At 68.1% G+C, this 20321-nt stretch carries 17 protein-coding genes and 3 pseudogenes; 2 read left to right on the top strand and 18 right to left on the bottom strand.

Features of this window, described 5'->3' with window-relative positions; all coding sequences use genetic code 11:
• Positions 1 to 373: 373 nt before the first annotated feature.
• The 3 genes and pseudogenes from FM051_RS11375 to FM051_RS53975 all read right to left on the bottom strand — a co-directional run.
• Positions 374 to 848, bottom strand: a pseudogene (locus tag FM051_RS11375) (transposase); the annotation flags it as partial.
• 172 nt (positions 849 to 1020) lie between these two features.
• Positions 1021 to 2907 (bottom strand): RICIN domain-containing protein, encoded by a 1887-nt coding sequence (locus FM051_RS11370; protein WP_238412318.1) that lies wholly within the window; start codon positions 2905 to 2907, stop codon positions 1021 to 1023.
• A gap of 40 nt (positions 2908 to 2947) precedes the next feature.
• A complete protein-coding gene (locus FM051_RS53975) occupies positions 2948 to 3670 on the bottom strand; it encodes an MGH1-like glycoside hydrolase domain-containing protein (protein WP_420803586.1) in 723 nt (240 codons plus the stop codon).
• Between the two features lie 939 nt (positions 3671 to 4609).
• Between FM051_RS53975 and FM051_RS11360 the strand changes: the two are divergent.
• Positions 4610 to 4892: pseudogene (locus tag FM051_RS11360) on the top strand (FAD-linked oxidase C-terminal domain-containing protein); the annotation flags it as partial.
• Here FM051_RS11360 and FM051_RS11355 read toward each other — a convergent pair.
• The 3 genes from FM051_RS11355 to FM051_RS11345 all read right to left on the bottom strand — a co-directional run bounded on the left by FM051_RS11355 (position 4876) and on the right by FM051_RS11345 (position 8932).
• Complete coding sequence (locus FM051_RS11355; RefSeq protein ID WP_158842892.1) at positions 4876 to 6582, bottom strand: hypothetical protein; 1707 nt, start codon at positions 6580 to 6582, stop codon at positions 4876 to 4878. The pseudogene FM051_RS11360 and the gene FM051_RS11355 overlap by 17 nt on opposite strands.
• A 101-nt stretch (positions 6583 to 6683) precedes the next feature.
• Positions 6684 to 7061 (bottom strand): hypothetical protein, encoded by a 378-nt coding sequence (locus FM051_RS11350; RefSeq protein WP_158842891.1) that lies wholly within the window; start codon positions 7059 to 7061, stop codon positions 6684 to 6686.
• A gap of 56 nt (positions 7062 to 7117) precedes the next feature.
• Positions 7118 to 8932 (bottom strand): LuxR C-terminal-related transcriptional regulator, encoded by a 1815-nt coding sequence (locus FM051_RS11345; protein ID WP_158842890.1) that lies wholly within the window; start codon positions 8930 to 8932, stop codon positions 7118 to 7120.
• Between the two features lie 88 nt (positions 8933 to 9020).
• Here FM051_RS11345 and FM051_RS53970 point away from each other — a divergent pair.
• Positions 9021 to 9263 (top strand): annotated as a pseudogene (locus FM051_RS53970) (hypothetical protein); the annotation flags it as partial.
• A gap of 138 nt (positions 9264 to 9401) precedes the next feature.
• Here the strand turns inward: FM051_RS53970 and FM051_RS51715 are convergent.
• From FM051_RS51715 to FM051_RS53120, 12 genes are all read right to left on the bottom strand, one after another.
• The gene (locus tag FM051_RS51715) at positions 9402 to 9692 is read right to left on the bottom strand and encodes a hypothetical protein (RefSeq protein WP_162470698.1); all 291 of its coding nucleotides are present in this window, start codon (positions 9690 to 9692) and stop codon (positions 9402 to 9404) included.
• A 68-nt stretch (positions 9693 to 9760) separates the two neighbouring features.
• A complete protein-coding gene (locus FM051_RS11335) occupies positions 9761 to 10645 on the bottom strand; it encodes an IS3 family transposase (protein WP_158842889.1) in 885 nt (294 codons plus the stop codon).
• Entirely contained in the window at positions 10642 to 10932 is a 291-nt protein-coding gene (locus tag FM051_RS11330) for a transposase (protein WP_158842888.1), read from the bottom strand. Before FM051_RS11330 ends, FM051_RS11335 begins: the two co-directional genes overlap by 4 nt.
• A 102-nt stretch (positions 10933 to 11034) precedes the next feature.
• A complete protein-coding gene (locus tag FM051_RS51710) occupies positions 11035 to 12417 on the bottom strand; it encodes a hypothetical protein (RefSeq protein ID WP_238412317.1) in 1383 nt (460 codons plus the stop codon).
• 355 nt (positions 12418 to 12772) lie between these two features.
• Positions 12773 to 13540: a recombinase family protein gene (locus FM051_RS11320; protein ID WP_238412316.1), complete on the bottom strand. Its 768-nt coding sequence runs from the start codon at positions 13538 to 13540 to the stop codon at positions 12773 to 12775.
• A 40-nt stretch (positions 13541 to 13580) separates the two neighbouring features.
• On the bottom strand, positions 13581 to 15716 hold the full coding sequence (locus FM051_RS11315) for a xanthine dehydrogenase family protein molybdopterin-binding subunit (RefSeq protein ID WP_158842886.1): 2136 nt from the start codon (positions 15714 to 15716) through the stop codon (positions 13581 to 13583).
• Positions 15713 to 16681 (bottom strand): FAD binding domain-containing protein, encoded by a 969-nt coding sequence (locus FM051_RS11310; protein WP_158842896.1) that lies wholly within the window; start codon positions 16679 to 16681, stop codon positions 15713 to 15715. Before FM051_RS11310 ends, FM051_RS11315 begins: the two co-directional genes overlap by 4 nt.
• Entirely contained in the window at positions 16678 to 17256 is a 579-nt protein-coding gene (locus FM051_RS11305; RefSeq protein ID WP_338019466.1) for a (2Fe-2S)-binding protein, read from the bottom strand. The genes FM051_RS11310 and FM051_RS11305 overlap by 4 nt, the downstream gene beginning before the upstream one ends.
• A 130-nt stretch (positions 17257 to 17386) precedes the next feature.
• Positions 17387 to 18514 carry a PQQ-dependent sugar dehydrogenase gene (locus FM051_RS11300; protein WP_202918796.1) on the bottom strand — a complete coding sequence of 376 codons (1128 nt, stop codon included), beginning with the start codon at positions 18512 to 18514 and terminating at the stop codon, positions 17387 to 17389.
• Between the two features lie 147 nt (positions 18515 to 18661).
• Positions 18662 to 19501: a helix-turn-helix transcriptional regulator gene (locus FM051_RS11295; protein ID WP_158842885.1), complete on the bottom strand. Its 840-nt coding sequence runs from the start codon at positions 19499 to 19501 to the stop codon at positions 18662 to 18664.
• Between the two features lie 171 nt (positions 19502 to 19672).
• Positions 19673 to 19873, bottom strand: coding sequence for an integrase core domain-containing protein (locus FM051_RS11290; RefSeq protein WP_338019468.1), 201 nt, complete (start codon positions 19871 to 19873; stop codon positions 19673 to 19675).
• Positions 19874 to 19966: 93 nt separating this feature from the next.
• Complete coding sequence (locus FM051_RS53120; RefSeq protein WP_274383558.1) at positions 19967 to 20314, bottom strand: integrase core domain-containing protein; 348 nt, start codon at positions 20312 to 20314, stop codon at positions 19967 to 19969.
• Positions 20315 to 20321: the final 7 nt, after the last annotated feature.

Here is a 20321-nt window from a genome sequence, read left to right as displayed (position 1 = left end):
CACTGGTTCCGCCGACTGCGGGTCAGGTGGGAGATCCGGGACGACATCCACGAAGCGTTCCTGAGCCTGGCCTGCGGCATCATCTGCTGGCGCCGCCTGCGCAACTTGTCATTGAGTTAGGAGTTCTTAGCGCCAGCACGCTCAACCGTCAACCATTCCCCAGCTTCAGCAGCCATCGCGACACCTCACCGACGCTCTCAACGAAGCTCGCCTCGGTGGGCTTTCGGCCGCCACCTGGCGCACGGACCCGCCCATCAGGTGTGGCAGCAGCACCGCGAACCGGCAGCCGAGCTGGGATAAGACCTCGCCGGTGATCGGCATACCACACCAACGAGCCCCAAGATCGAAAGCAACACCTTGATCTTTTACGGCTTCTGTGGAACCAGCAGCGCTGCTCGCGTGCGGCGGGAAATACCTCGCGCAGCGCACCCCGGAACCCCACGGACCCCGATCATCACCAGCAGGCAGAGTTCGTGTTCCTCCAGGCGGATGTTGACGTGGATGCCGTCCGCCACAGGTACACATAGTCCACACCGGACAGGTCACGCTCGGCGAACGCGCGTTGTTCGGCCTGCCACTGCTCGGTCAGCTTCGTGATCACCGGCGCGGACAGGCCCTTCGTCGAGCCGAGGAACTGGCCCGACGCGGGCACGAAGTCGCCACTGGACAGGCCGTGCAGGTACAGCAACGGTCCGTCACGTTCGTCGGCGTAGGCGGCGATGTAGGCGTCGACCTCGGCCCGCAGGGGCTTCTGCCAGCATGCGGCGGGCGCCCTCGCGAACGATCCGGTCGATCACCGACTCCTCGCCGGCGGCCGGCCGGTCATTCGTCACCGGATGCGGGGTCAGGGACTACGGTGAGCATGGGCGCGCCTTCCCGACCGACGCGCCAACGTCGGCCTGTTTGAGACCTCTACTCGATCACCGGGAAGGTACGCCCCTTACCGGCCGATCCACAGGTCTCAACCATTGCTCGGTCTCCGGGCCGTGGGGCCCGGAGACCCTTGGCTTGCGCTGTGGGTCAGCCCATGCCCTGGAGGCGCCAGATCTGGTTCCTCTTGTTGTTCAGCGCGCTCGCCGGGTCGCAGGGCCACTGGTGGATCTTCGCGCCGGCCGCGGTGGAGATCTCGCTGACGTCGACGCACTTGCCGCTGTGGACGGCGACCAACTGGTAGTCCTTGCCGTTGCCCAGCGCGGTGACCGGGTTCAGGGTGAACATCTGGTTCGCGGCGCCGTTGCAGGTGTACTGGATGACGGCGGCACCGTCGGCCGTGGAAGCGCCCGAGACGTCCAGGCACTTGCCGCTGTGCTGGTTGACCACGGTGTAGGTGTTCGCCCGTCCGGCGACCGGCTTGAGGTCGAGCATCTGCTGGTAGCCGCCTTCGCAGTGGTACTGCTGGTACTGCGTGCCGTTGGCGGTGGAGAGGTTGGTGTCGTCCAGGCACTGGCCGCTGTGCTGGGCCACCGCGACGGTGGAGACGGTGGTGTTCGACGGCGGGAGCAGGGTGACCGTGTAGCCGTCGGCGGCATTCGTCCACGGCACGTTCACCGAGGCCGAGTTGCCGCTCACGGTCAGAGTCTGGTCGGAAACGGTGACCGGGCCGGTCACGGCGCCGCCGCCGTTGTTCGGGATGCGCTGGACTATCGCACGGACCCGGCCGTTCTCCACCACGGAGGTGGTGTCGAGACGGTCGAGGTCGACGGTCACGGTTCCGGTGTTGCCGTTGCTCCCGAGCAGGATCTTGGCGTTCCGCGCGGAGTTGTCCTTGGTGGCCAGGCCGTCGGTACCGGTACCCGGGGTGACCTTCACGATGTTGCCGGTCTGGGAGCCGTAGTACCGGTAGAGGAACCACTCCCCCCGCGGCAGGTACTGGCTGCCGGTCTTGGTGAGCAGGCCCGCCTGGAGGTCGTGCAGGTTGCTGTCGCCCCAGTTGGCCCGCAGGCCGTCCACCCCGGCCCGCTCCAGACGGGAGATGTACCAGCCGCCGCGGCCCGGGTTCTGCTCGGCACGCTGGGCGTACTCGTTGACCTGGAACGGGCGGTTCGTGGTCAGCGACCGGGCCGCCAGCTTCGACCTGACGACATCAACGTCCACGACGGGGTCGCCGGGCAGGTCGTGCCAGCTGTAGATGTCCGGATCCACGTTGTTGGCCTTGACGTAGTCGAGGTAGGTGTTCCACCACGTCGACGCGCCGGCCTCGGAGGGGTCGCCCGCGGTGCTGGGGCCGACGATGACCACGTTGGGGAAGGCTGTCCGGATCCGCTGGTAGGCCCGCTTCCACATCTCCAGGTACTGGGCCTGCGGCCGGTCCCAGAAGGGCCTGTAGTCGGGCTCGTTCCAGATGTCCCACTGGACGTCGGTCATGCCGGAGGCCCGCGCGTCGGCGATGAGGCGGTCGTAGAAGGCGTCGAAGCTGGACCAGTCGCCGTTGTCTCCCGGGTAGTTGGCGATGAGGGAGCCGTCGGCGCCCCACAGGTCGTGCGGGATGATGATGAAGGTCCCGCCGAGCGCCTTGGTGCGCTTGTACTGGGCGAGGGTGGAGTTCCAGCGGCGGTCGTACTTGCCGGCGACCCACCCTCCCCCTCCCTGGCCGTCCAGCTGGGCGCCGCCGGCCCGCATGAACTTCCACTTGATGTCCTTGTAGAAGTGCTCCTGGGGAAGCGAGCCGTTCTCGGTCATCCCGTAGATGGTGCCCGAGGCACGGTACGTAGGGGCGCCCCCGGCGGTGGAGAAGTCGACGGCTACGGCGGTGTCGGCGGCCTGGGCCGACGTGCCGGGAAGGGCGACGGCCGCGACCGACGCGAACAGCGCGGCCAGCGCGGTGGTCCTGCGCAGGCGGCGGCTTCCAGGGGAGCCGGGCGCCACGGTGTTGCGTTTGGGCGGAGGAAGGACGCGGGACATACTCATGTGTTCTCCCGAGGGGGTGGGTGGTGCCTGGGCGGAACGCTCAGGGGGTCTCTCCGCCGCTGGTGTGCGCGGCGGGTGCGGTGTGCCGGAGTTCGCGGGCTTCGGCGAGGAGGTAGCCGGCGGCGGTCCAGGTGTAGACACGGTCGCGCAGGCCCGTTCCGGTGAGGGCGTCGAAGTTCTCCGCGAAGCCGTGGGTTTCGCACAGTGCCCGGAAGCGGGCGCTGATCTCGTCGGCGAGGCGGTCGTGGCCGGCGCGGCGCAGGCCGTCCTCGATCAGGACGGTGGCGGGTGCCCAGATCCGGCCGTGCCAGTAGCCGTCGGAGAGGTAGTGGGGCGAGGCGGGAAGTTCGGTGGCAAGGCCGTACGGGGTCAGGTGGGTCTCGATCCGGGCGGCCAGGGCCTCGCCGATGCTCCCGGGCAGGTGCTCGCCCAGTGCCATCGGCATCAGGTCCAGCAGGATGGAGCTGTCCCAGGTCTCCGCGCTGTCGACGCCACGGGCCACGAACCGCTGCCCCGTCCCCAGCTCGTCGGGCGTCGTGACCTGGGTGGCCTCGGCGGTACGGGCCCGCCGGGAAGGCCCGCTTCGGTGGCCGAGCCGGGCAGTTCGCGGAGCCGGAGGACGAGGAAGGTGGCCAGGTCGGCGGTGACGATCACATGCTCGGGGCCGAAGGTGGTGGCGCTGTCCCAGCCGCTGTCGTCGTACTGGTGGTGGGCGGGGTGGCTCCCGGCGGACGGTGAGCCAGAAGTCCGTCCACCGTGCCAACCTGCGGTGGACCCGGCGTGCGGCAGCCGCTCGGGCCGGCCGTAGTCACAGGCGGCCGCGGCCTCCATCGCGCTGCCGATGAAATCGAGCTGCGTTGCGGTGCAGTGGGCGCCGGCCGGCGACACGGTGCTCCGCGGGCCACCGGCCCGCTCGGCCATCTCACCGAGGTTCACAGGACTTCCTTCATCGAACCGGTTCGCTACCCTCTTGAAGAGAAGGAGCCTGGTCAGATCACAGGGTGGAGTGACGGGGCGACCCCGGGATCGAACCGGTTCGCATGAAGGGAAGGTAGGAGCTGGACGTACGGGTGTCAATACCTCTCGCGCACCCTCCGAAACACGTCGGAAACCTGTACGCGCGACCCCACGGCCACCGTCCACCCTCCGCGTTCACCGCGCCCACCAGGCAGAACTGCGCGTTACCCACCGCCGAATCACCTCTCCGCGACACAGGCACGGCGAGGCAGTGCTTGCGTCCCACACCTGACGTCTGCCCGACTTTACGAACATCGTTCGATGTTTCGGACAACTCGCTCCGGTCGGACAGGGAATCGGCTGCGCAGGCTTCCCCCGGCCAAGGACCGCGACGGCACACAGCAGGACGCAACAGCGGTCACCACCAGGAGGCGGAGACTTCGGTCGCCCGCCGGACATCGCCGTACTCCGAAGGCCCCTGGGCCGAACAAGAGAGAAGCAGAAGCCGCACGAGAACATGACGCCGAAGCGGCACAGGTGAAGCGCCACCTCACGGGCGCCCGAAAGCCACAGAACGTCCTGCTCCACCACGCCCCGCGGAACAGGATGCCGTCGACCGGGATGGCGACGGCCAGGCGCAGGTACTCGGTGACGACCTGGGTGGACACGTACTCGATGCGCATGCGGTCGCCGGAGACGATCGGCTTCGTCAGGTCGCGGGCGAAGTGACGGAGAAACGCCAGGTCGGGCCATGCTGACCGCGCTGGAGGTCTACGGCGCGTGGCTCACCGACGACGTGTGCGTGCCGCGCACCCGGATCGCCGAGCTGATCGCGGACTGCGAGCGGATCAGCCGCGAGGTGGGGCTGAAGATCGCCGTCGTCGGCCACGCGGGCATCGGCAAGATCAAGCGGGAGTGGCTGGCCACCGAGATCGGGCCGGTGGGCCTCCGGGTCCACCGCGACATCAAGCGCGCTGACCCCGGAGAACCTCTTCAACCTGGGATCGATGTTCAGCCTGCAACGCTGAACACGTAGTACCTCTCGTCGGACACGACCCCGTTTGCGGTCGTGCTGCGGACGTACAGCTCGTACCAGTCGGCCCGGTCGGGTGTGAAGGTGAACGTGCCGGTGCCGTCCGGGGCGGCGGCGATCGTCGTCCAGGGCTCGCCGTAGAACGACACGTCGTACGACACCACGCCCGGCATCGCCGGGGTGAAGTGGAACGTGCCCGGCACGCCCACGCCGCCGCCCGACTCCCACTCGGGGTACTCGGCGCTGGTCACGGTCGGCTCGCCGCCGTTGTCGAACCAGAACGTCGACCGGTAGGTGCCGGTGGTGGTCCCGTCAGCGGTGCGGGCCCACACGACCAGCGTGTTCGGCTCCCGCCGGGTCGTCAGCACGGCCTTGGCCACGCCGGACGCGTCCGCCTGGACTGTGGTCTCCGGGCCGTCGTTGAACTTGTAGGTGTACTCGACCACACCCGGCACCGCGGGCGAGAACGTGTACTCGACGGGAACGCCCAGCACTCGGATCGACGGCGACCAGCGCACCACCGGGGCGGTGTTCCGCACGTAGAAGAGGTAGGACGTGATCGGGGACGGGTTGCCGGCGCGGTCGACGCTGTGCACGTCGAGCCGCCGGGGGCCTTCGCCGCCGGGGGTGTAGGAGACCGTCGCGCTGCCGCCGGGGCGGTCCGCCGCGACGTACTTGCCGTCGTACCAGAAGCCCACCACGTCCTCGACGCCGTTGGCGCTGAACGTGAACCGGCCGGGGACGTTGCCGCCGCCGGTGCCGGGCGCGCCGCCGTTCTCCGGGTAGTCGGGCGAGGTGACGGTCGGACCGGCGTGCGGCCGGGTGTAGTCGAGGGTGATCCGGCACGACGTGCTCACCGCCGACTCGGCGTCGCCGTCCCACGACCGCACGTTCCACTCGAGGGTGCGGCCGTCGACGAGGAGTTCCAGCGGTGCGAACGTGGCCGCGTAGTAGAAGCCGGAGGTGGAGCTGGTGATCTCGTGCCGCTGGTCCGGCGTGGCGACGTCCCAGACGGTGAACTTCCCCGAGAGGCCGTGTTGGCCGTCGGGGTCGCGGACGTCGGCCTTCAGGAAGGTCTCGGTGTTCGGCATGAACACCGGCTCGGCGCCGCAGGGCCTGCGCGAGACTTCGAGGCTCGCCGGCGTGCCCGGGGCGTGGTTGTACTGGAAGGTCATCCACATGTTCCGGTAGCGGCGGCCGTACGCGAGGTCCCACTGCTTCTCCTGCGCCATCCGCAGGGCGAGGGTCACCTTCGGCTTCCCGTCGGCCAGCGCCTGCTTGACCACGTCCGTGACGTCCCACGGGACGCGTGACGCCGGGCAGGGTTCCTCGACGAGCAGCGGCCGTTGCCGGCTGAGTTCCTTCGGCTGGTTCGCAAAGGTCGGATGCTCGGCGACCGGGGTGTGCCACAGTTCGGTGGCCCGCGGCTTGGTGCAGTCGGTCACGGCCGACTCCGAGGTGTGGACCTGGGCGGTGAACACTGTGGCGTTGCGGAACGGCGTCAGGTCGAACGTGAAGTACGCCTTGGAGACGTGGTACTTGCCCTCGGCGTCGCGCCACGCGCCCACAGGCGCGTCAGTGCCCGTGAGGCTGCTCTGCGGAGCGCGTAGGTCGGTGTAGGCCCACGACGACGCGGGGTGTGTTTTCCACTCCCTGGTGGCGGAGGCGGGCGGTGTTGTCAGCATCGCCGCACTGGCGGCGACGGTGAGTAAGCAGAGTGCACGCCGGATGGATCTCATCCGCAAACCCCCTTGGGGACAGGCGCTTTCCGCGCCTGCCGAGTACATCAAGGGGAGTGCTGCGCCGTCCCTGGATTCAGTCGATCCGCTTGAACTGCTGGGTGATGTCGTCGGCCTCCTTGGGCGAGCAGCGCCTTCTTCTCGCGCCGCGCCCCTTGTGGGCGGACGACCTGGCGCAGGTCCCAGTCGATGGTGAACGCGGCGCGACCGTAACCCTCGCCGATCCGGGTCTGTGCGGAGTTGTCCACGCGCAACGGGCCGAGCAAGGTGATGCCGTGCTCACGTCGTGCACCGATCATCAGGTCGGCGGAGGTGTAGCCCGCGTCCACGATGTGCTCACCGGGTAACAGATCGCGGCGGTCGAGGTCGGTGTTAATCCGCTCGAGCACTTCCACGTCGGTGACGGTCGCGTCGGTGGTGACCACGTTCACGACCAGATGCGGCAATCCGTGACGGTGACGTCGTCGCAGGTCCGAACGGCTCAGAGGTGTCCGGCGGCGCGCAACGCCGCTGCCAGCTCGGAGCGCCTGCCGACCTTGAGTTTCCGGTAGGAGCTGGTGAGGTGCTTTTCCACGACACGCATACCGACCATGAGGGTGTCCGCGATCTCGCGGTTCGTGCGGCCGCTCGCGGCCATGAGCGCGACCTGCTGCTCGCTCCTGGTCAACGGCGACCGACCGGCGTCAACGGCTGCTCTGGCCAACTCGACCCGCGCTCGCTCGGCCAGGGACGGCACCTCACACTCCGTGGCGAGCCGACGACACCGCCATAGAAGCTCCGTTGCCTCCGGCTCTCCCGACACCCGCAGCCGAGTCCCCAGCTGCAACAGTGCCTTGCCGAGTTCGAGTTTGTCGGCCGAGGACTCCAGTGCGGCGACCGCACCCCTGGAAAGGGTCACGCCCCTCGCGCCGGCGGTGAGCGCCCCGAGGACGCGCAACGCCCGCCCCACGCCGACGGGAGCGCCCCATGCCTCGGCCCGGACACGCTCCTCCTCGGCGAGTTCGAGACCCACGTCGGTCTTGCCCAGCCGCCGGCACATCAACGCCACAGAAGTGCGCCACGGCAGCAGGACCGGATTGCGCCACCCCAACCGGTCGAGTTCCCGGCCGTTGTCCGTCAGGATCTCGACCGCCGGTGCCAGCGCCCCGCGCCAAGCGGCCACCGAGCCGCGGAGGAGCCCGAAGCAGGCGACCAGGAACGGGTTGTCCGTCCATTCGGGCGCGATGGCCAACAGCCGCTCGGCGAGGACCACGTCGCGCGACTCGACTGCGACCGTCATCGACATGGCGGTCGTCATCGGGTCCCACCTGTTCCGCTCGAGCAGGTCCATCATCACCGCGTCTGCCACGGCTGCGCCGGCCTTCGCAGGGCGTCCCATGCGGAGCAGCACCCAGGCCTGCGCGATGCAGATCAACGCCTGTTCCGCCGACGCGTTGCGTCCGCGCGCCTGCTCCAGTGCCGTATCCAACGCGCTGAACTCGCCGATGGCGTCGGTCGAAGTCAGCGTGCAGACCAGCAGCGGCATCGTGGTGTGCATGTGGGTGGGCGAAGCAACCTCGTGCCTGAGCACCTTTGTGGCAAGGCGCGCGATCTCGGCCGCGCGGGGTCGTGCGGTCAGCGTTGCGCCGTAGAGCAGCACGGTCAGCAGTTCACGCTCGGCGCTCGTGTCCATGCCGGGATCGGGGCCAAGCGAGTCCAATCGGGCCCCGACGCCCGTCAGCTCCACCGGATCTCGTACAGCCGCATAGCGCAGCCTGGCCTCCAACCGCAGCGCGAGCTCGCGGTCGATACCGGTCAGCGCATCCGGGTCTCCCAGTTCCAGGCTGATTTCGCGGATCACCCGTAACACCGGGACGGGGCGGTCCCCCGCCATGGTCGGGACCACGCGGACAGCGGCGGCGGCGCGGTCTCGTGGTGAGGACAACAGCGGGAGCGCGTCGAAGGCGAACCGCGTCGAGACAGCCAGGTCGACGCTGCGCTCGACCTCCGCGAGGTCCAACAGGACGCCCGCTCGATCCTCGCCGCCGGAGGAGGTCTCCAGCAGGGCGCGACGGAGATAGCGGGCGGCCACCGCGGGAGCGCCGCGGCGGACGGCGATGTCGGCGGCCGAACGCAAGCACTCCGTCGCCCATTCGCCCTGCGGGTTGGTGATCGACAGGAGGTGCAATGCCACCTGTTCGGGAGGTTTGCCCGTGTCGTACAGCAGGCGTACGGCGCGCGAGCGGACGGTCTCGCGCTCCTCGACCGTCAGTGCTTCCTCGACCGCGTCCTGCATGCAGGAGTGGACGTGCGTCACGCGGCGAGGTTGCCTGCCGATGCCGGTCGAAGTGCGACGCTCCGCCGCCTGCTCGTCCTGACCGTGCCGCTGGGGCGCCGCGCTGGGCGTGCCGCCGGCGTTCGCCGTCGTGCAGAGCGAGATCCAGGAGACCCACCTCGACCGGCGTGCGACTCGGTCGAGCTTGAGCCCGGTGGGGGTGGCCCATCACAGAAGGCACCGCTGCGGGCGGTGCCAAGCTCCCCCAGCGCTGCGCGAGTGCGCGCTGGGGGTGATGGGCCGTCGAGCGCACCTCGCCCGAGACGAGCCGCTGTGGCGCGTGCACGAGTGCATGTTCGCCGTGCCGGCGCTGGAGTCCGAGCCGGACGACCTGCGGCCGTGGCCGGAACGGGCCGCGCGACCGCGGCGGCCGCGTGCTCGGGCATCCTGGTGGACGTGGTGGACGAGGGGAACGGCCGGCCGCGGTTGTCGCGGTTCCGGGCTCGGTGGCTCATGTGGCTGGCCACCCAAGACCGCTGGCGCTGCCGTGGACCTCGATGCGCTGCGCGGTGTTCTCCAGAGCTATGACGTGCTCCTGGTACTCGAACACCTGGATGTAGCAGAAGCCGGATTCGTCGAGCGCGGCGTCCTCGGCCTCGACGGTGGTCATGAGCTGGCTCTCGGCCGGGTCACCGCCATAGGTACGAACGACCTCTTGGGTGCTACTGCGCTGGATGACGGCAAAGGTGAGCACGACGTTCTGGTACTCGATCCAGTCGTAGGCGTCGATCAGCTGGTGCATGACTGGGAATGTCCCGCCCCTCACACCACCACAGCCTGAGGTTGTCCCCGAAGACCGGACACCGGGCTTTATGCCGCGAGGGCGAGGCCTTGACGATAGCCGACGCGGACTTCGTGTGGAGTGCGGTAGTCGAGTGTCGAATGTAGACGGTCGTGGTTGTAGTAGCCGAGGTAGGCGAACACGTCTCGTCGGGCATCGTCGCGGGTGTCCCAGACGGTGGTGCCGATCTCGGTTTTGAGGGTGGCGAAAAACGACTCGGCGACCGCATTATCGAAGCACGACCCGGTCCGCCCCACCGACGGGCGCATGCCGTGCCCGGCAAGTGTGGACCGGAACCGCCCAGAGGTGTATTGCGACCCGCGATCGGCGTGGAAAACCACGTTACCGCTGATCAGGTCGCGTCTGGCGGCGAGGTCGAGGGCGTCGCAGACCAGGTCGGCGCGCATGTGGTCGGCCATCGCGTGCCCGACCACCTCGCGGGTGTGCAGGTCGATCACCGTGGCCAGGTAGAGCCAGCCCTCCCGTGTGGGCAGGTACGTGATGTCACCGACCAGTCGCCGACCCGGAGCCGGGGCGGTGAAGTCGCGGCCGATCAGGTCCGGCACCGGCGCTGTCACCGTGTCGGACCTGGTCAGAGACCTGCGCCGCCTGCGGGTGAGACCGACGACCCCACGCTCGCGCATGACCCGCCCGACCCGTTTATGGTTCACCCGCAGACCGCGTCGACGCAGCGCGGCGACGATCCGCGGACGACCGTAGGCACCTCGATGACCGGCGTGGACTTCGGCGATTTCGATGGCCAGGCGCTCGTCGTCGGCGACACGGGCCTGCCTGGTCGGGGCCGCGGCCAGCCACTCGTAGAACCCAGGTCGCCGCACCCGCAGGACCCTGCACAGCCGGGTGACGCCGAAGACGGCACGGTGCTCGGAGATGAACCGGTAGCTGCGGGTCAACGACCCATCTCCTTGGCAAAATAGGCTGCAGCCTTGCGCAGGATGTCCTTCTCCAACTCCAGTTCCGCCACCCGCTTGCGCAGCGCCCGCAGCTCCTCCTGGTCCACGACTGCGGCCGTGTCGGCAGGCCCGGCCTGGGCCTGTTCGGCGGTGCGAACCCAGTTGCGCAGGGTCTCGTGGTTGACACCCAGCTCGCGGGCGACCTGCCGCAACGGCCGGTCCGACGAGCGGGCCAACTCGACGGCGTCCCTGCGGAACTGCTCGGGGTACTTCGACTTGCCGGACACGGGGAACATCCTTCCCCAGACCGCTGTCTGGGATCAGGGTGTCCGGTCCAAGGGGACAACCTCAAAGTGAGTCCGGCAAGGGGCTCGGGCAGCACGACGGGTTCACGGCCGAGCCGCAGCCGTACTTCGTTGTCGTGGTGTTCGACGTGTTCCAGGGTGAGGCGACTGATGGCCCGATGGCCACTGGGCGTAGAGCAGGATCAGCAGACCGGCGACACGGTCTTCGGGTTTGACGGATCGGTCGTTCAACAGCCGGCGGGCCTGTTCCCAGCGTGTTTCGGTGTCGATGACGCGTACTGGTCCGCCCCACCTGACCGCGGAATAGGTCAGCCGGGTCAGCTTCTGTTTCTTGGCCCATCGGACGAAATGCCCGGCCTCGTCCCGGTGCGTGGCTTTGTCGTCGGTGAGCCAGCGATCGAAATCGGGCTGCCCGCAGGTAGCAAGCGTCAGGTCGTGCGAGGCCAGCCAATCGAGGAAGACCATCGCGCCACGAAGGTGTTGGCGAGCCGTTGCGAGCTGGTTGTGGGTCGTTTCGGTGCCCTCAACTCGGCGGCGCAGCCGCCGGAGCAGGTGCCAGATGCCGTAGCTGCGCAGCAGTTGCTGCTGGGCGGGATCTGGGCGTTCGGAGACAGCCTGGGTGATCCAGCGTTCGAGCCGGGACATTTGCTCATCACGGTGAGGAAGTGCACCGGCCGCGACCAGCACGCTGCGCAGGTGCTCAAGTGGTTTGCGGGGCGGCAGCGCGTCCAGTGTGTTGTCCGGCACGTTGTGCGGGTCGACGGTGCCGTCGGTCTTCAGCGGCTGGCCGTAGGGGTCGAACGTGCGAAGCTCGCCGGCCTGACGGCCCGCCGCGTCCGTGGTCAGGACGAGGTCACCACGCACAGACAGGTGCTCGAACGACGGCGTGAACGCGCCGTCCGAGCCGACCTTCGTCGTGTAGAGCACACCGCCGGGCAACGACAACGACAACGACAACGACAACGATGTGAGTCGACCATCAGCGTTGAGCGTCAGGTCGGGTGCGTCGCCGTCACCGGTGAAGCCGTAGCGGGTGACGGTGTTGTTGTCGCAGTCGCGCGGATCGCGGCGCACGATGCGGTTGCTCGCGTCGCGGGTGTATTCGACGTTCGCGTTCTGCGCTGTGTTGGGCCCGGTGGTCTGGACCCTGATGTTGCGGTCTGACCCGTCCCACCGCAGCTTCGTGGTGCTGCCGTCAGCCGATGCCCAGCCGGTGGTGTTGCCACTTTCGTCGTAGGTGACATCCGACAGTGCGGTAGCGCCTTCGGTCGCGAGCAGCCGATCGGCGGCGTCGTAGCAGTACCGGGTCTCCGCCGTTCCGGCCGCGGTCTGATCGAGCAGGCGCACCCGGTTGGTGTTCAGCCCGGCGTTCGCCCGTGTACCGGTGGGACACGCGGCAGATGCCGGCGAGGTGTAGTCGTAGGTGTAGTGGTGCCCAGCGACGTAGGCCTCGGTGAGCCTGCCCACTCCGTCGTAGACGTAGTTGGGCGCGTTGGGCCGGGCGTCAACACCCCCGAGGGACTCGTCGATGATCGTGCCGGCCGCAGTGCGGCCGACACTGGCGACGATGCTCCTGCCGTCGCTACATCCACCCCTACCCCACCGCGCGGGGCGTCCGGGAGCGCGAACTGTTCGCCGCCTTGCGCCTGGTGGCGCACCTGCGTGGCCGACTGCGCACCGACCACGGCTTCTGGCTTGCCCTCGGCCGCCACGAACGCGTGCCCACGTCGTGCTCGCCGCCACCGCACGCTGTGCCGCCGACGCCGACGCCGACGCACCAGCCCGGCCTCGCCCGTATCGGCCGCCACCGCGCTCGACACCACTACCAGAGGCGTCGGGTGCGGTGGGTGTTGCGGTCGGCATCGTGCGCGGCCGGGCACGGGACGCCGCGATCGTTGAGGTCACGGACCAGGCTGTCGACGCTGCGGCCGGCCAGTCGTTCGGCGAACAGCCACCGCACGACCGGCGCGGTCTCCGGGTCGACCTCGAGACGGTAGGTCATGCGACCACGGCGGGCGTCCGCGAGGCGCGGGTGCGCGCCGGACTCGACCAGCATGTAGCCGTAGGGCGCCCGTCCCCCGAGGAAGCGCCCTTCCAGGGTCTGCACGCGCGTGGAGGCCATCGCGCGGTGCCGGGCGCGCACCACCTCGCGCAGTGACTGCCCTCCCAACATCTTCACCAGAGCTCGGTGCTCGGGGTTGTCCATGTCGATCGCCTCGCCGGACTCGGGCAGCCACACCTGCACGCCGTAGCGGCGGAACAGGGCCAGCAGCCGCGGCAGCTGGTCGCCGGCGAAGGCCCGCTCGTACTCCCCCACGATGATCGCGTCGAACCCCCGGTCCGGGTCACGCACCGCGGCCAGCAGCTCGGCGGCTGCGAGGCGGTCGCGCCAGCCGCCCCGGCGCGATTCCCCGGCGTCGAAGAACACCTCCACGATGTGGCCGTGCCCGGCGATCACCTCGGAGGCCACCTCCATCTGCCACGCCTTCGACGTCGCCGGATCCTGGTGCTCGATGGTCGAGGTGCGACCGTAGAAGGCAAACCGCAGACCGCCCACAGGCTCGTCCGCGGCTACTTCCAGGCTCGCCACGTCCGCTACGCCATCATATAGGCAACCGAACACTTTCGACTCAATACAGCAGTTTGTCCTGGGTGAAGGGGAGGTCACGGATCCGGCGGCCGGTGGCGTGGAAGATCGCGTTGCCGATCGCCGCGGGCACGCCGGTGATCGGTGTTTCGCCGAAGCCCCTGGCCCCGAGGGCCGTACTGACCGGGTCTGGCTTGTTTACGAAGATCGCGTCGATCTCCGGCACATCCGCGTTCACGGCAAGCAAATACGTCGACAGGTTCGGGTTGACCACCCGTGCGGTCCGGCGGTCGAGGACGGTGTGTTCCATCAACGCATTACCGATGCCCCAGGTGAATCCGCCGATGACTTGGCTGCGTGCGGTCTTGTGGTTCATCACGCGGCCCGCGTCGTACGCGCCGACTCCGCGGGTCACGCGGACTCGGCCGTAGCGCGGATCGACCCGGACTTCGACGAAAACCGCCCCTGTGGAGTAGCCCCTGGCGTTGGTCATGGAGCTGGTGTTCTGCACCGGCGCGCCGTGCCGTGCCATGACCGCTCGATAGCTTTCGCGGCGGGAACGGTCCGGCGAGAACAGGTACCCGTGCTGCGTGATGATCCGCTCAACAGACACGCCGTGCAGCGGTGACGCGGGATTCGACACAGCGAGCTGGACTACGGCGGTCCGCACCGCCAACGCGGCCGCGTTGACCGCGCCGGTGACGCTGGCGATCGTCCCCGACCCGGCCGACAATGCCGCGGGTGGGAAGTTCGTATCGGCGAGTTCGACCTTGACCTGGTTCAGTGGCACACCGAGGGCATCGGCGACGACCTGGGTGAACACCGTGTACGTGCCCGTTCCGATGTCCTGCGTGGCTGTCTGGCTCAGCACGGTGCCGTCCGCCGCCATCCTGACCATTGCCGAAGACGGGTTGGCGTTGTGGTCGTGTGCTTCGGTCGCCATGCCCCAACCAACGAACTCGTGACCGTCCCTTGTGGAACCCGGCTTCGGATTGCGCCGGGACCAGCCGAAAGCGTCGGCGCCGAGCTTGTAGCAGTCGAGCAGGAATCTGCTCGAGAAGCGCTCCCCGGTGGTCGGGTTCACGTCGGTGTAGTTGCGCCTGCGCAGCTCGACCGGGTCGATACCGAGCTGGTAGCTCAGCTCGTCCAGCGCGGTCTCCAGTCCGAAGTGGGAGGCCATCTGCGGTGAGCGCATGAACCGCGACGTCGGAACGTCGAGGCGGACTCCTTGTTGCCGGGTGTGGATGTTCGGGCATGCGTAGAGCATCCTGCTGGAAATGCTGTGGCTGTACATGTTCTCGCTGGTCCGGGACAGCTGCTGGGTGCTGTGGTGCACCAGCGCGGTGAGTGTGCCGTCCCGTTTGGCGCCCAAGGTGACCTGTTGCCGGAACTCGGCGCGGTGACTGACGATCGAGTACATCTGGGACCGCGCGAGCACCATCTTGGCGGGCCGCCCGAGCTGCCGGGCGATCGCGGCATTGAGCAGCGAGTGCGGCCATACCGGTGACTTGCCGCCGAACCCGCCGCCCAGATACGGTGCCAGCACCCGGACATTGGTCTGTGGGATGCCAAAGGTGGTGGCAAAGGTGCGTTGCGCGTTGACGACGCCCTGGCTCGTCTCGTGCACGGTCAGGCGATCACCGTCCCACTGCGCGACGGTCGCATGTGGCTCGATCGGATTGTGGTGGTGTGGCGGGCTCGAGTAGTTCTGCGTGACCGTGACCTCGGCCGCGGCCAGGCCTGCCGTGGGATCGCCGACGATCACTTCCTGGTTCGCGGGCAGGTAGACCTCGGTCAACGCGTCGGCGATGACTGCTTTCGGGGTTTCCGGAGCGTACGTGACGCGCACGAGCTCGGCGGCTTCCTGCGCCTGCTCAAGTGTCGTGGCGACCGTGATGGCCACGATCTGCCCGTTGTAGTGGATCTGGGTTCCCTGCAACGGCATGAAGTGCTGGTCGCTGGTCAGCCGAGGCGCGTTCTCGTGCGTGAACACCTCGACGACGCCGGGGACCGCGCGTGCGGCGGCGGTGTCCACGGCCGTGACCCGGCCGCGAGCGATCGTGCCCATCACCAGGTAGGAGTACAGCATTCCGGGCAGCGTGCGGTCGGCGGTGTACCGGGCGCCGCCGGTGACCTTCGCACGTCCGTCGACGCGTTCGACTGGCCGTCCGACAGTCATCGCACACCTCCCAAGTCTCGCAGCAGACCATCGAGCGCGCGTTGGACGAGGTCCACTTTGAACGCATTGTGGTCACGGGTGACCGCACCGCGGACCAACGCACGTCCGGCTTCGGTGATTGTCGTTGTGGTCAGGGGCTTTCCACGCAAAGCTTCTTCGGCTTCCGGTGAACGCCAAGGCTTTGTGGCCACGCCACCAAATGTCAGCCGGACGTCTCGGACAGTGTCGCCGCGCATGTTCAACGCTGCGGCGACGGCCACAACTGCGAACTCGAACGTCGCGCGGTCACGCAGTTTCAGGTACCTCGACCTGGCCGCGAGCGGGGTCACCGGGATCTCGAACCCGGTGATCAGCTCACCGTGCCCGAGTACGGTCTCCTGATCGGGGGTGGTGCCGGGAACGACGTGGAAATCGGCGAACGGGATCCGCCTGCGGTCGGTCAGCACGACGGCATCCACTGCCAGCAAGGCCACAGCCAGGTCGGACGGGTGCACGGCGATGCAGTGATCGCTGCCGCCAAGGATCGCGTGGCCGCGGTTCTCACCTTCGAGCGCGGGGCATCCGCTGCCGGGAGCCTTCTTGTTGCACGTGGTCCCGCTGTCGCGGAAGTACCCGCATCGGGTCCGCTGCAAGACGTTGCCGCCGACCGCGGCCATGTTCCGGACCTGCGGGGACGCGGAATTCAGCAATGCCTCCGACACGACGGGCAAGGACCTGCGGACGGCAGGATGTGCGGCGACGTCGCTCATCCGGGCCAACGCGCCGATCCGGATCACGTCGTTGCGCTGGACGATGTCGCCCAGCGCCAGACCGTTGATGTCGATGATCGCGCCGTGGCTTTGGGCGCCGTCCTTCATCAGGTTCAGCAGGTCCGTTCCGCCCGCGATGAACCGTGCGTCGGGTTGTCCGGCCAGCCGCACCGCATCGGCGACGTTCCGAGGCGCGGCGTACGTGAAGTTCTTCATTTCGCCGCGTCCTGGATGGCGGCGACGATGTTCGGGTAGCACGCGCATCGGCACAGGTTCCCGCTCATCCACTCGCGGATCTCGTCTGCCGAACGGGTATGCCCCTCGGAAATGCAGGCGACGCCGGACATGATCTGACCGGGCGTGCACCCTCCGCATTGGAGCGCGTCCTGCCGGATGAACGCCTCCTGCAGCGGGTGCAGCTTGTCGCCCCGTACCAGGCCTTCGATCGTGGTGATCTCGACGTTCTGGCGCATCACCGCGAGAGTCAGGCAGGACTTGATCCGGCGCCCGTCGACCAACACCGTGCATGCGCCGCATTCACCGCGGTCACAGCCCTTCTTGGTTCCGGTGAGGTCAAGGCGCTCACGCAAGGCGTCCAGTAAAGTCACGCGAGGTTCGACCGCCAACCGGTGGTCACGGCCGTTGACTCGTAATGTCATGTCCACAGAGGACGAGTCGGTCTGCGCCGCTGCTGCGGGCGTTGCCGCGGGCGTTGCCACCAAGGTCGCGGTGACGGCGGCACTTCCGGCTTTCAGCACGGTTCGCCGCTTGTACTCCGAATCAGCTGTCACGACAGGTCTCCTGGGATTGGTGGTGGGTTCGTACACATCATGGCCCCCGAAAATCGGACGCCGGTCGCGTCGATGACAACCGACAGGGAGACGACAGCCTGCTGTTCGGCTTGCGTGCCGCGGACTCTTGTCAGCGCGTGGGGAACCGCAGGACGCGATCGTCGCCCTCGCGGGGCTGACGCGGGTGGTTGGACGTGGTGAGCCAGAGCGCGCCGTCGGGGGCGATCTCCACGGTCCGCAAACGACCGTAGACGCCGGGGAAGTACACCTTCGGCTCACCGATGCGGCCTTTGACGAGCGGCATGGTGTACAGCCGTTGGCCGGTCAGGCCGGCCATGTAGAGCGTGTTGCCGGAGATGGCGATGCCCGAGGGGCCGGCGTCGGCGGTGGGAAAGGTGATCAGCGGGTTGGTGAGGCGGCCGTTGTCGGTGTCCCCGGTGCCTTCCACCATCGGCCAGCCGTAGTTGCGGCCGGGCCGGATCAGGTTGATCTCGTCGACGGCGTCCTCGCCGAACTCGGAGGCGTACATCCGGCCCTGGGCGTCCCAGGCGAGGCCCTCCAGGTTGCGGTGGCCGTAGCTCCATATGGGCGAGTGGGGAAACGGGTTGCCCGGTGCTGGCCGACCGTTCGGGGTGACACGCAAGATCTTGCCGTTGAGGTTGGTCAGATCCTGCGCATTTTCGGGGTTGCGCCCATCACCGACGGTGGCGTACAGCATGCCGTCCGGGCCGAACTTGAGGCGCCCGCCACTGTGATTCTCCCCGCGGGTGAAGGCCAGGATGACCTCGAGCGGTTCGTCGGAGTCGAGTTTGAACCGGGCGATCCGGGACTCGCCGCCGACGGCGGTGTAGTACACGTATACCAGTTTGTCCCGGGCAAAACGGGGGGAGAGATCCAGGCCGAGCAGCCCGCCATCACCACCTGGGATGTACACGTCGGGAATGGTGCGGACGGGTTCGGGCTCGTGGCCCGGCCCGATGCGCAGAATGCGGCTTGTCTGTCGTTCGGTGATCAGGGCGTCGCCGCCGGGCAGGAAAGCCATGCCCCACGGCATCTGGATGTCAGTGGCGATCACGTCGGGGACGGCGTTGAGGTCTGGCGTGCGCGCGTGCGAGCTGGACGACGACTGGCTGGACGACGACGATGCCGCCACCAGTGATGCCGGGGCAGCTGCCGTCTCCCCGGTGGTCAGGCCGGTGATAGACACGACAATCAGGGCGGCAGCGGTCCACCGTAGCGTTGGCACGTACTTGGTCATGGGACCTCCTCGATCAGGGCAACCAGGGTTTCGCCGTGGATCGCCGACACGTCAAGGACATAAAGGGCATAGCTGTCAGCTCTGTGCTGGTGAACAGGAAGCGCACCGTCTCTCGCCGGGACGCTGCGTTCAGAGGCCGTGTTGACTTCACCGCAACGTCTGGGTTCCCACGACGGCCAGCATCTCGAGTTTCGCGACCGAGTCGGTGCCGACCGCCGGGGTGAACCACAGCAACCGCTGCTTGCCGTCCTCGCTGAACAGGTTGAGGCAGTTCACCTCCAGCAGCCCGAGTTCGGGATGCACCAGGCGCTTGCGGTCGTTGCGGCGGAACGCGACGTCGTGACGCGTCCAGTGCTCCGTGAACTCGGGGCTGCGTGCGGTCAGCTCCGCGATCAGTGCGGTCACCTCGGAGTCGTCGCCACCACGGCGCGCCATCGCGGCGCGGAGGTCGGCGACGAACGCGCGGGCGTGGTCGTCGTGGTCCTCGGCGGGGTAGATCGCCCGCGACGCCGGGTCGGTGAACCACCGGTACAGAAAGCTCGCCGTCCACCCGGTCGGGGGTGGTGACGGGCCGAGCAGCGCGGCCGCCAACCGGTTCTGCACCAACGTGACGCGCAGATCAGTGACCACCTGAGCCGGGGTACCGTCCAGCCGGTGCAGCAGGTCGAGCATGCCGGGATGGACGTGGTCGGCAGGGCCGCCGTGCGCGGGCACCGGGCGGCCGGCCAGGTAGAAGAGGTGGTCGCGCTCATCACGGCTGAGCCGCAGCGCCCGGGCGAGCGCCGCCAGCATCTGCTCGGACGGCTGGGCCCCAGCCCCGCGCTCAAGCTCGATGTAGTAATCGACCGAGGCACCGGCCAACTGCGCCACCTCATCACGGCGCAGCCCGGACACCCGACGCCGCGGACCTACAGGCAGGCCGACATCCGCAGGCCGGATCCGGTCCCGGCGCGACTTGAGGAAAGCTCCCAGCTCGACGAGGTTCACCCCACCAATGTGCGTGATCACGAGTCGCGTAGCCAGGGGTTGCCGACACCTGGATAAGGCGGTCAGATGATGCAGTCTTGCGGTGTTACTTCGTCACCAGTCTTTCGACAACCTCGTCGACGACCTCGCCCGTGGGGTGCCTAAAGTCGGCCATGCGGTCTGACCTGCGGATCAAGCTGCTGCGGGTTCGTACTCGTTGATCAGGCCGCCGAGGATCGGTCGACGGCGTACCGACGTGCTGCCCGGTTGCGGAATCGGATGGCCTGGTCGTGGTGGTGTGAGTTGTCGGGCTCGGTGGGGTCGGCGGTGGTTGTAGTGGGCCACGTAGCGGTCCAGCACTGTTCTCAGGTGGTGTTCGTTGATGATGAGCAGCCGGTCGGTGACCTCGCGTCTGACGGTGCCGACGAACCTCTCGGCATAGCAGTTTGATCCTCACCCGATTTGGCGGAGTCGGGTTACGGGAGTTCAGGCTGCTGGAGCGATCCCGGTGTGTCGGAGTTCGTACTCGATCGGTGTGAGCATGCCGAGTGCGGTGTGGCGTCGGCGGCGGTTGTGGAACATCTCGAGGTACTCGAACAGGGCGTTGGCCAGCTCGAGGCGGGTGCGCCATCGTCGGCGGTCGGGCAGCTCGGTCTGGACCCGTCCCCAGAACGATTCGATCATGGCGTTGTCATGGCAGTCACCGATCGAACCCGTCGACGGTAGAAGCCCGGATTCCTTGGCGCGCCTGGTGAAAGTCCACGATGTGAATTGGACTCCGTGGTCGGAGTGGATCACCGTGTCCGAGAGCGGGGACCGGGTCGGGATCGCCATGCCGAGC

Origin of the sequence: Saccharothrix deserti, assembly GCF_009769385.1 — a bacterium.
Classification (GTDB): Bacteria; Actinomycetota; Actinomycetes; order Mycobacteriales; family Pseudonocardiaceae; genus Actinosynnema; species Actinosynnema deserti.
Note: the sequence above shows the minus strand (reverse complement) of the source record. Positions and strands in the feature narration are given on the sequence as shown.

Coding starts and splice junctions, on each gene's coding strand:
- FM051_RS11310 (WP_158842896.1), bottom strand. CDS start 16,681: ATGAAGAACTTCACGTACGCCGCGCCTCGGAACGTCGCCGATGCGGTG.
- FM051_RS11355 (WP_158842892.1), bottom strand. CDS start 6,582: ATGCTGACAACACCGCCCGCCTCCGCCACCAGGGAGTGGAAAACACAC.
- FM051_RS53120 (WP_274383558.1), bottom strand. CDS start 20,314: ATGGCGATCCCGACCCGGTCCCCGCTCTCGGACACGGTGATCCACTCC.
- FM051_RS11315 (WP_158842886.1), bottom strand. CDS start 15,716: ATGACTGTCGGACGGCCAGTCGAACGCGTCGACGGACGTGCGAAGGTC.
- FM051_RS11370 (WP_238412318.1), bottom strand. CDS start 2,907: ATGAGTATGTCCCGCGTCCTTCCTCCGCCCAAACGCAACACCGTGGCG.
- FM051_RS11300 (WP_202918796.1), bottom strand. CDS start 18,514: ATGACCAAGTACGTGCCAACGCTACGGTGGACCGCTGCCGCCCTGATT.
- FM051_RS51715 (WP_162470698.1), bottom strand. CDS start 9,692: ATGCACCAGCTGATCGACGCCTACGACTGGATCGAGTACCAGAACGTC.